Consider the following 9197-nt stretch of genomic DNA (forward strand, 5'->3'; position numbering starts at 1 on the left):
TCATTTTTCATTTAAAAATAGAAGCGAGACAATGAAATCATTGAACTACAATAGATTTCAGTCACGCTCCTAGCTTTAGTTTATTATTTAATAAATTTAACTTTAACAGCCTGTACAACGGCAAAGGCACTTAAAACATATAAAACAACACTTATAATCAATGTAAACGGACTAAGCATTACTAAATAGCCTAAAATGCCTGTTAAGCCTTGATAAAAATCATTTAATGTATAAATCAAAATTCCAGTAACTAGTAGACAACATAACACACTAATAATGATTCCTGTTTGATTACTTTTAATAAAAGGACGCGCATTGATATCATCAATCAATCCTTTAGATAAATTTAATTGTAACTGTACGATTTTAAATAACAGTGGCAAATAAAAAGCTCCTAGTGCAATTGGAAAGCCTTTAATTGATAACAAACTTATAATGATAGTAGCAATAGTTAAATGCAACCAATATTTATGTAACATTATTTTATCTCCTTAGTGATTTCATTAAGTTACATTTTAGCATAAAAAAGCACTCCATATTAACCTTATACAAAGCGTCAATATGAAGCACAATGAACAACATTTATTTAGTTGTCGCTTAAATCAGAACGAACCTCTGAATCATGCGATTGATTCAATTTTTCTTCATCATTTTTCTCAGAAATTTGTTCCATTTCTTTACCTAACTCTTTTAAATCATCTAAGTCCTCAACCATAGCATTTTCTTCTTCACTATAATATAGTTTAGATTCTTTATTTTCAGTCATAAATTAGACCCCACAATTTAAATTTATGCAAATTCAGCTGTGAAATATTCTTTGACATCTTCAGGAAGACCTTCAGCTGCTGCTCTGTCTAACACTACAGTTACCATGCGATGTGTTTTCAAGTCAGCTGGTTCAAAGTTTGATTTACCATTTTCTTCATATAATTTTTTAATAACTTCTTTTTTATTAGCACCAGTAACTACTAATACAACTTCACGTGCTTTTAAAAGACCTTGTCTTACATTTACATTTAAGCTACCAGATTCATCAATAGACGTAACTTGTAAAATAAGTTTGCCTTTATTTTCTTTAGTTTTCATTTTATCGTCGATTAATGATTCAGCATCGTCGTCTAAATTAATAGGATATACTTGGCTAGCAGGTACGCCTAATGTTTCATAATATGAACGATTATCATCATAATCTAAGATATTGATTTGACTGAAATCTACAGCATTTCTATCAACATCTTTTTTTAATTCATCTAATACTGGAGCTGCATCCTTAGTTAAATGAATTCCAGCAATAGTAGTTGGATTGTTGTTAAATTGTTTTCTAATGATATCTGCAGTGAATTTAGCTACATGTTCAACATCATTAAATACTTTAAAGTTCATTGCCATTGTCATTACACTCCTCTTACTTCATCAATATTTTAATAATTGTCGTATTATAAGTTAACTTACCCTACTACACATTAATTCAAACCATTTAACAGGGTATATTAAATCACTCATTAATATAACATTTTTTAGTGTTCAGTTGCATTTAATAATTCTTCTTAATCACTTTTGCTTAAGATAATCCAGGAAAATTCTGTTGACGTAACGCTTCATAAATTAATAGTGCGGCCGTATTAGATATATTTAATGATCTAATTTTATCACTCATTGGGATTCTTAAAGCCGTGTCTGCATATTTCTCTTTAACCCAATCAGGTAAGCCTGTCGTCTCTCTACCAAAGATAAAATAATGCTCAGTCTCGAGTTGTGAAAAATCGAAATCACTATAAGTCTGTTTACCAAATTTAGTAAGTAAATAATATTCACCACCAGTAGCTTCAAAAAATTCTTCGATACTTTCATGATAAGTAATATTTACATGTTCCCAGTAATCTAAACCTGCACGTTTCAACATTTTATCATCTGTACTAAACCCTAATGGTTTGATTAAGTGTAAATGTGTATTTGTTCCAGCACACGTACGTGCTATATTCCCAGTATTTGCAGGGATTTCAGGTTGAAATAATACAATATGGTTAGTCATTTATGGTTTCCTCATTTCTAGTCCTTTTGTCATTTCTTGTTGAACTTCTTCGAGTTCATTATCATAATGTTCTTCAATAAAGCTACGTGCTTCTTCGCCAAGAATCTGACCAATAGCCCAATAAGCAGTACCTCTAATCATTGGACGCGGATCATTTAAAGCTACCTCTTTTAATTCGGGAATTGCAGTTTCTTCATTAAAATGTGCTAATGCTATTATAGCATTTCGTTGAATAGGCTTTTTACCTCTCCACGCCCCAGCAAGATAGCCATAAGTATTTTTAAATTCTTTATTACTCATTTGTAGTAAAGGTACAAGACGAGGTTTAAGAATTTCAGGTTCTAACACGATATCATCATGAACGGTGTTAATACCTCTATTTTTAGGACAGACTTGTTGGCATGTATCACAGCCGTATAATCGATTCCCAATTTTATAGCGATATTCATCTTGTAAATAGCCTTTTGTCTGAGTTAAAAAACTAATACATTTTTGAGCATTGAGTTGTCCATTTCCTACTAACGCACCTGTTGGACATCTATCTACGCAAATTGTACAGTCTCCACAGCTATCTAAAATTGGATCGTCGGGTTCAAATGGGATACTGACTAACATTTCTCCTAAATAGGTCCATGTCCCTAAATCTGGATTTATGATAAAGCCATTGCGCCCGGCAAAGCCAAGTCCAGCTCTTTCGGCTACAGCTCGATCAGATAATACCCCTGTATCTACCATACTTTGAATCTCAACATCAGGAACATTTGTTTGGATAAATTCCGCTAGTTTATCAAGTCTTTTTCGCATGATAGTGTGATAATCTTGTCCCCATGAAGCACGAGCAAACATACCTCGTCGGTCTCCTCTAACGCTCTTAGGTGCGCCTTTAAGTTTATTAGGATAACCGACTGCAATAGCTATAATTGAACGTGCAGTCGGTAAACTTAATTTAGGCTCCGTACGTAATGCAATATCAGATTCTTCAAAACCAGAGGCATAGCCTTTTGAATGATAATCTTCTAACTTTTGCTTAAGTTCATCAAAAGGATCTGCAGTTGTAAAACCAATACTATCTATCCCTATTGAATGTGCAAAGTCGATGATTTCACTTTTCAACTCTTTATAATCCAATTACTTTGCCTCCTATAAAAATATACATAGGATATTTTAACATAAACAGGAATACATATATTTAAAAAATTTCATAAAAAAGCAGGACAAAGATTTAATTGCCATTGCTATAAATTCTTTGTCCTACTTACTATGTTAGGTAACGAAGCAGACTTTTAAATACATCCAATATTTCATGATTCCGCTTCGTTAGGATTAATTAACATTTATATTCATATTAGCTGATTATAAAACTCTTTCAAGAAAGTTTTGAGTTCTTTGATGTGTCGGCGTATTAAAAATTTGTTGTGGTTCTCCACTTTCTACAATTTCTCCATCCACCATGAAGATTACTTTATCACTCACATCTCTGGCAAAGCCCATTTCGTGTGTTACAATCACCATGGTCATGCCTTCTTTCGCTAAATCTTTCATTACTTGTAATACTTCGTAAACAACTTCAGGATCTAATGCAGAAGTTGGCTCATCAAATAATATGACGTCTGGATGCATTGCCAATGCTCTAGCAATAGCCACTCTTTGTTTTTGACCTCCAGATAATTGAGATGGATACGACGATATTTTATCTCCAAGCCCTACTTTTTCCAACAATTTCTGACCTTCGATTTTCAAGTTTTCCAACTTATTCTTATTAAGTAATTTAGGCGCTAAAATAACGTTATCTAATACCGTCTTATGAGGAAATAGGTTGAAGTTTTGAAATACCATGCCCATTTTTTGGCGTAAAATATTTAAGCTACTTTTATTATGCATTAAATCTTTTCCTTCAAATATCACTTTTCCACTAGTTGGTGTTTCAAGTAAATTCATACAGCGCAACAAAGTACTTTTCCCACTTCCAGAAGGACCAATAATAGCTACAACTTCACCTTTATTTATTTCTAAATCAATATTTTTTAATACTTCATTTTTACCGAACGACTTATTTAAATTTTGAACTTTAATCACTGGCTTTCATTCTCCCCTCAATTAAATTCATTACTCTCGATAAAGAGAATGTTAGGACAAAGTACATGACTGCAGCTATCATAAGTGGTGTGAAAGGATCAAATGAGATACCTTGCACTACCTGAGCATTGAACATTATTTCGCTCACACCAATTGTAGAAACGATTGATGACTCTTTAATTAACGTTACGAATTCATTACCAAGCGCAGGTAGTATATTTTTAATTGCTTGAGGTAAAATAATATGAATCATTGTTTTAGAGTAATTTAATCCCAGACATTGCGCAGCTTCGGTTTGTCCCTTGTCTACAGCATTAATACCAGCTCTAATAATTTCAGCAATATATGCGGAAGAGTTAATCACTAAAGCAATAGTTCCACAAACTAGAGCTGAAACATCTAATCCGAGCAATGCTGTAGTACCGAAGAATACAAGAAATACTTGCACTAGCATTGGTGTTCCTCTAAGAAATTCTATATATATTGAAGCTAACCACGAAATAACTTTAAACTTACTTAACTTCGCTAAAGCAATAAGTGCACCGATGATTGCTCCACAAATTACGCCGATAAATGAGATAAGTATTGTATTTTTTAGTCCCTTTATAAAGAACGTTCCATATTTTTGATAAAAATTACCATCATCTACCATAGCTTTAGAGGCTTTATCCATATAACTATTGATTAAATTTTTATCTTTAACATCACTAATCGTTTTGTTAACACGTTCTAATAACATCGGTGATTGTTTCGGTACTGCGATGACTGTAGGTTTCTTTGCTTCGTTAAAAGAAACCTTTGCAAATGTAAGTTCTTTATTTTGTTTAATATATGCTTCAGCTACTGGTTTTTCGATAACTAGACCATCGATCTTTTTACTTTTTAACGCGAGAATAGCATCTGGCAAACGATCTAAAGAACTCACTTCAGCTTTATCAATTTCTGTTTGAGCTATCTTTTCTTGTTCAGTTCCCTTTTGAGCACCTATTTTTTTCTTTGAAAAGTCTTTTAAGTCATGGTATTTGTCTAAATCAACTTTTCTTATTAATAGTGTGTTACTTGTTTCCATATAAGGCTCAGAAAAATCAACTTCTTTTTTTCTTTCTGGTGTTGATGTCATACCTGAAATAATCAAATCAATTTTCCCTGTCTTAAGCGCCCCTAATAAACTATCAAATTGCATATTTACTATCTTAAGTTTCACATCATTATCTTTAGCAATTTTCTTAGCTAGTTCAATATCGACTCCTTCGTATTCACTCTTACCATTAACTGTTTTTTCAAATTCAAGCGGTGCATAATCAGCAGATAAACCTACTTTTAATTCTCCACTTTCCTTGATTCTTTTCCATGTTGCATCTTCATCAGCCTGAGCCATTGGTTGTATATATATCAAGGTCATACTAATTAAGATTGCTATGACTACTAATTTTGAAAAATATTTCATATAGCAACCTCCTTTTTTATAGTTCATTATTATACAATTAAGTGTATTAATATGCAATAACAATTTTAAAAAAGAGCGGAACAGAAATCTATTATTATTTCAAAGATTTCGTTATCCCACCTTAGCAAGTCAATTAAAAAATGTAAAAGTGTAGTTTAAGGGTAAAAGCATTTAGTCACCTACTGCATAATAAAAAAACTGAGCCATTTTATATTAATGACCCAGTTTTTTAATAAGCTATTATTGTTTTGGAATCTCAAATCTATAAATTTCATCACTATAAGTTGGTACAAATTTTTTGCATATTTCATGTATAATAAATGCACTAACAAATGGAATAATTAAATAGCCGAATAATAGTAATACAATATTCATGGTAGCGTCTCCAGGCATTCTATTAAATGCATTAATTGGACCAACCAATCCCGTATAACCAAAACCTGCAGATAGCGGTGTACCTTTAATGCCAATAACATACGTCAATATACCAGACACGATACCATTTAAAGTTAACGGTACGGCAATGATTAAATGCTTTAAGTATACAGGTATCATCATTTTCGCTGCTCCAATTAGTAACACGATATTTACTCCTAAAGAATTAACTCGAAGTGATCCAAAGATAAATGTAACACACGCTGCAACAATACCCATATTGGCAGCACCACTACCTAGTCCAGTCAGACTTATAGCAGTAGCTATGGCAACTAGAGATATTGGTGTAACCATTAAGAGTGAGAATGCTACACTAATTAGTATAGACATAAGCAACGGATTAAGTTCCGTAAATGAGTTAATCATATGTCCTAACGCTTTAGTAATAGTTTGTACGTAAGGTAATATTAATAAGCCAATTAATCCACTGACCACAGGAATTAAAACTGGCAAAATAATCATTTCTAATGAGCCAAGTTTACCTTGCAACATGATGTACAATGCGCACGCAATAATTACTACCAAAATAGCATTGATTATATCCCCTATGCCCTTCAACATAATTCCATTTGAAGTGACTTGAATTGCTCCAGAACCTAACATAGCTGATACCCCAACCATACAAGCGCCAGCACCATTAAATTTTAATTGATGCGCAGCTAAAACACCGATAATAAACGCCATAAATGATTGAATAATTGTAACAAGCTGATAAATAAGCTCTAAAGTATGGTGATTATGCATAAACAGTTTCAAGAACTCACCTAACAATGCATTAGGTAGTAATGCTATAACCACGCCTGCGCCAACAGCATTAAGGATATTACTAAAAAAATATTTTAAATTCATACGTTGTTTAGTCATAGTAGCCTCCGTTTTTAAACATTAGCTTTATATTAGTATATTATTTTGTTATAAACAATATAAAATGAATACTTTTTATTAAATTTTAAAGTTTGCGTCAAAAATTTGTAATTTTATCTAGCAATTTAAATTTAAATTAGTTAACTATTTTACCGATAATCGATTATTTAATATTACTTCTAACACCTTTACAATCGGTTATATCTAAATTAGAGTCTATCAGACCGATTTGACAGAGAGCCAAAAAAAGAGTAAGAAAATTGAATTAACAACATTCTTACTCTTACATTTATTCGTATACCGGCGGTCGGGATCGAACCGACACTCCAATAAAGGAACGGGATTTTGAGTCCCGCGCGTCTGCCAATTCCGCCACGCCGGCTCAATCTAGATAAATAAAAAACTTCCACTTGGAAGCAAAATATGGAGCGGAAGATAGGACTTACACCTATATCTCGTTCCGGGAAGGAACGTGTTTTAAGAGTTAAACTACTCCCGCATGTATTAAATTATGGAGCGGAAGATAGGATTTGCACCTATATCTCATTCCGGGAAGGAATGTATTCTAAGAGTTGAAATACTCCCGCATGTATTAAAATTATGGAGCGGAAGATAGGACTTACACCTATACCTCATTCCGGGAAGGAATGTGTTCTAAAAGTTGAACTACTCCCGCATAGTACTTGGAGGCGGCAACCGGATTTGAACCGGTGATAAAGGTTTTGCAGACCTCTGCCTTACCACTTGGCTATGCCGCCAATAACTGGGCTAGCTGGATTCGAACCAGCGCGTGACGGAGTCAAAGTCCGTTGCCTTACCGCTTGGCTATAGCCCATTAATAAAATTAAGGGCGGTTGAAGGGAATCGAACCCTCGAGTGTCGGAACCACAATCCGATGCGTTAACCACTTCGCCACAACCGCCATGGCAGGGACAGTAGGAATCGAACCCACATCAAAGGTTTTGGAGACCTCTATTCTACCGTTGAACTATGTCCCTATAAAAATAGATGGTGGAGGGGGGCAGATTCGAACTGCCGAACCCGAAGGAGCGGATTTACAGTCCGCCGCGTTTAGCCACTTCGCTACCCCTCCGTGAGATGGTGCCGGCCAGAGGACTTGAACCCCCAACCTACTGATTACAAGTCAGTTGCTCTACCAATTGAGCTAGGCCGGCAACATGAAATGGTTCAGGACAGAGTCGAACTGCCGACACATGGAGCTTCAATCCATTGCTCTACCAACTGAGCTACTGAACCATAATAAAAGTAATGGCGGTCTCGACGGGAATCGAACCCGCGATCTCCTGCGTGACAGGCAGGCGTGTTAACCGCTACACTACGAGACCTAAAAAATAATAATTGCGGGAGGCGGATTTGAACCACCGACCTTCGGGTTATGAGCCCGACGAGCTACCGAACTGCTCCATCCCGCGATAATAATAAATGGCGGAGGAAGAGGGATTCGAACCCCCGCGGCCCGTTAAGGCCCTGTCGGTTTTCAAGACCGATCCCTTCAGCCGGACTTGGGTATTCCTCCACTTATTAAAAGAAATGCTATTTAATTATTAGATGGCGGTCTCGACGGGAATCAAACCCGCGATCTCCTGCGTGACAGGCAGGCGTGTTAACCGCTACACTACGAGACCAAATACGGAGGAAGAGGGATTCGAACCCCCGCGGGCCGTTAAGCCCCTGTCGGTTTTCAAGACCGATCCCTTCAGCCGGACTTGGGTATTCCTCCAAAATTATATGGACCTTGCAGGACTCGAACCTGCGACCGAACGGTTATGAGCCGTTAGCTCTAACCAACTGAGCTAAAGGTCCAAATTATAATTCTACAACTAATAATTAGTGGCGGTGGAGGGGATCGAACCCCCGACCTCACGGGTATGAACCGTACGCTCTAGCCAGCTGAGCTACACCGCCATTATGTAGTTTGTAAATTTGAATATGGTGGAGACTAGCGGGATCGAACCGCTGACCTCCTGCGTGCAAAGCAGGCGCTCTCCCAGCTGAGCTAAGCCCCCATATTTAAATTATTTAAAAGTTCCTATCGGGAAGACAGGATTCGAACCTGCGACCCCTTGGTCCCAAACCAAGTGCTCTACCAAGCTGAGCTACTTCCCGTAAGAGAACGCGCCCGATAGGAGTCGAACCCATAACCTCTTGATCCGTAGTCAAACGCTCTATCCAATTGAGCTACGGGCGCAAAATATAAATGGTGCCGAGGACCGGAATCGAACCGGTACGGTGATCTCTCACCGCAGGATTTTAAGTCCTGTGCGTCTGCCAGTTCCGCCACCCCGGCAAAATAATGGAGCGGAAGACGGGATTCGAACCCGC

The 9197-nt window shown here is 36.2% G+C and carries 8 protein-coding genes and 22 tRNA genes; all 30 read right to left on the reverse strand.

Annotated features, from left to right (window positions below; genetic code table 11):
* Positions 1–83: 83 nt before the first annotated feature.
* The gene (locus HS848_RS06475; RefSeq protein ID WP_198611661.1) at positions 84–479 is read right to left on the reverse strand and encodes a hypothetical protein; all 396 of its coding nucleotides are present in this window, start codon (positions 477–479) and stop codon (positions 84–86) included.
* A gap of 107 nt (positions 480–586) precedes the next feature.
* Positions 587–766 (reverse strand): SAS053 family DNA gyrase inhibitor, encoded by a 180-nt coding sequence (locus tag HS848_RS06480; protein WP_107508456.1) that lies wholly within the window; start codon positions 764–766, stop codon positions 587–589.
* Between the two features lie 23 nt (positions 767–789).
* On the reverse strand, positions 790–1389 hold the full coding sequence (locus tag HS848_RS06485) for a 6-phosphogluconolactonase (protein WP_107508457.1): 600 nt from the start codon (positions 1387–1389) through the stop codon (positions 790–792).
* 172 nt (positions 1390–1561) lie between these two features.
* Positions 1562–2032: a tRNA (uridine(34)/cytosine(34)/5-carboxymethylaminomethyluridine(34)-2'-O)-methyltransferase TrmL gene (trmL, locus tag HS848_RS06490; RefSeq protein WP_198611662.1), complete on the reverse strand. Its 471-nt coding sequence runs from the start codon at positions 2030–2032 to the stop codon at positions 1562–1564.
* Positions 2033–3160: a tRNA epoxyqueuosine(34) reductase QueG gene (queG, locus tag HS848_RS06495; RefSeq protein ID WP_198611663.1), complete on the reverse strand. Its 1128-nt coding sequence runs from the start codon at positions 3158–3160 to the stop codon at positions 2033–2035. It abuts the gene before it with no gap.
* A 225-nt stretch (positions 3161–3385) separates the two neighbouring features.
* Positions 3386–4108 (reverse strand): amino acid ABC transporter ATP-binding protein, encoded by a 723-nt coding sequence (locus HS848_RS06500; protein ID WP_198611664.1) that lies wholly within the window; start codon positions 4106–4108, stop codon positions 3386–3388.
* Positions 4101–5555 (reverse strand): ABC transporter substrate-binding protein/permease, encoded by a 1455-nt coding sequence (locus HS848_RS06505; protein ID WP_198611665.1) that lies wholly within the window; start codon positions 5553–5555, stop codon positions 4101–4103. Before HS848_RS06505 ends, HS848_RS06500 begins: the two co-directional genes overlap by 8 nt.
* Before the next feature lie 240 nt (positions 5556–5795).
* Positions 5796–6854 (reverse strand): PTS transporter subunit IIC, encoded by a 1059-nt coding sequence (locus HS848_RS06510; RefSeq protein WP_198611666.1) that lies wholly within the window; start codon positions 6852–6854, stop codon positions 5796–5798.
* Positions 6855–7152: 298 nt separating this feature from the next.
* A tRNA-Leu gene (locus HS848_RS06515) sits at positions 7153–7236 on the reverse strand.
* 42 nt (positions 7237–7278) lie between these two features.
* Positions 7279–7353: transfer RNA gene (locus HS848_RS06520), tRNA-Gly, on the reverse strand.
* A gap of 13 nt (positions 7354–7366) precedes the next feature.
* Positions 7367–7441 (reverse strand) — tRNA-Gly (locus tag HS848_RS06525).
* 14 nt (positions 7442–7455) lie between these two features.
* A tRNA-Gly gene (locus HS848_RS06530) sits at positions 7456–7530 on the reverse strand.
* A gap of 8 nt (positions 7531–7538) precedes the next feature.
* Positions 7539–7612, reverse strand: a tRNA-Cys gene (locus HS848_RS06535).
* 5 nt (positions 7613–7617) lie between these two features.
* Positions 7618–7689 (reverse strand) — tRNA-Gln (locus HS848_RS06540).
* 14 nt (positions 7690–7703) lie between these two features.
* Positions 7704–7776 (reverse strand) — tRNA-His (locus HS848_RS06545).
* A gap of 2 nt (positions 7777–7778) precedes the next feature.
* Positions 7779–7852: transfer RNA gene (locus HS848_RS06550), tRNA-Trp, on the reverse strand.
* Between the two features lie 11 nt (positions 7853–7863).
* Positions 7864–7947: transfer RNA gene (locus HS848_RS06555), tRNA-Tyr, on the reverse strand.
* 6 nt (positions 7948–7953) lie between these two features.
* Positions 7954–8029: transfer RNA gene (locus HS848_RS06560), tRNA-Thr, on the reverse strand.
* 9 nt (positions 8030–8038) lie between these two features.
* A tRNA-Phe gene (locus tag HS848_RS06565) sits at positions 8039–8111 on the reverse strand.
* A 13-nt stretch (positions 8112–8124) separates the two neighbouring features.
* Positions 8125–8200 (reverse strand) — tRNA-Asp (locus HS848_RS06570).
* Positions 8201–8213: 13 nt separating this feature from the next.
* Positions 8214–8287: transfer RNA gene (locus tag HS848_RS06575), tRNA-Met, on the reverse strand.
* A gap of 11 nt (positions 8288–8298) precedes the next feature.
* Positions 8299–8391, reverse strand: a tRNA-Ser gene (locus HS848_RS06580).
* Positions 8392–8424: 33 nt separating this feature from the next.
* Positions 8425–8500 (reverse strand) — tRNA-Asp (locus HS848_RS06585).
* Positions 8501–8505: 5 nt separating this feature from the next.
* Positions 8506–8595: transfer RNA gene (locus tag HS848_RS06590), tRNA-Ser, on the reverse strand.
* A 9-nt stretch (positions 8596–8604) separates the two neighbouring features.
* Positions 8605–8678, reverse strand: a tRNA-Ile gene (locus HS848_RS06595).
* 28 nt (positions 8679–8706) lie between these two features.
* Positions 8707–8780 (reverse strand) — tRNA-Met (locus tag HS848_RS06600).
* Between the two features lie 25 nt (positions 8781–8805).
* Positions 8806–8881: transfer RNA gene (locus HS848_RS06605), tRNA-Ala, on the reverse strand.
* Between the two features lie 26 nt (positions 8882–8907).
* Positions 8908–8981 (reverse strand) — tRNA-Pro (locus HS848_RS06610).
* 8 nt (positions 8982–8989) lie between these two features.
* Positions 8990–9063 (reverse strand) — tRNA-Arg (locus HS848_RS06615).
* A gap of 10 nt (positions 9064–9073) precedes the next feature.
* Positions 9074–9162, reverse strand: a tRNA-Leu gene (locus tag HS848_RS06620).
* Positions 9163–9197 lie beyond the last annotated feature (35 nt).

Source organism: Staphylococcus caledonicus, from assembly GCF_016238465.1.
In the GTDB taxonomy this organism is placed as follows: domain Bacteria; phylum Bacillota; class Bacilli; order Staphylococcales; family Staphylococcaceae; genus Staphylococcus; species Staphylococcus caledonicus.

Excerpts from the sequence above, each read along its gene's own strand:
- HS848_RS06475 (WP_198611661.1), bottom strand. The coding sequence starts at position 479 with ATGTTACATAAATATTGGTTGCATTTAACTATTGCTACTATCATTATA.
- HS848_RS06480 (WP_107508456.1), bottom strand. The coding sequence starts at position 766 with ATGACTGAAAATAAAGAATCTAAACTATATTATAGTGAAGAAGAAAAT.
- HS848_RS06485 (WP_107508457.1), bottom strand. The coding sequence starts at position 1,389 with ATGGCAATGAACTTTAAAGTATTTAATGATGTTGAACATGTAGCTAAA.
- trmL (WP_198611662.1), bottom strand. The coding sequence starts at position 2,032 with ATGACTAACCATATTGTATTATTTCAACCTGAAATCCCTGCAAATACT.
- HS848_RS06505 (WP_198611665.1), bottom strand. The coding sequence starts at position 5,555 with ATGAAATATTTTTCAAAATTAGTAGTCATAGCAATCTTAATTAGTATG.
- HS848_RS06510 (WP_198611666.1), bottom strand. The coding sequence starts at position 6,854 with ATGACTAAACAACGTATGAATTTAAAATATTTTTTTAGTAATATCCTT.